Below are 294 nucleotides of genomic sequence, written 5' to 3' on the forward strand. Positions count from 1 at the left end.
TTGATAAGCTATATTCATCTCCAAAACATCGAAACTTTACAGAGATATCCGTACTTTCCATAAATTTGTCCACTAACTGTTTTATATTTTGAATAAGGGGTAGCTCCACTGTCGACGGTTCCAACTGGTGTACAAGTTTTCGTATGTCTTTTAAACCTTCATTTTCCTCATTCATTAAAACATTTATTTTTCTTATAACCTTTTCATCTTTCAATTAATAACTTATCTACTCCATCCCCATTATCATCTTTGTAAAGGTATGACCGACTGTATCATGTAATTCCCGTGATAAAC

At 32.7% G+C, this 294-nt stretch carries 2 protein-coding genes; both read right to left on the bottom strand.

Annotated features, from left to right (window positions below; all coding sequences use genetic code 11):
* On the bottom strand, positions 1–214 hold a 214-nt coding region (locus KI375_RS27120), incomplete at its 3' end, for a hypothetical protein (RefSeq protein ID WP_374706912.1).
* Positions 215–226: 12 nt separating this feature from the next.
* On the bottom strand, positions 227–294 hold a 68-nt coding region (locus KI375_RS28110), incomplete at its 5' end, for a histidine kinase (protein ID WP_212976449.1).

Source organism: Bacillus sp. J14TS2, from assembly GCF_018333015.1.
Classification (GTDB): Bacteria; Bacillota; Bacilli; order Bacillales; family Bacillaceae_C; genus Lederbergia.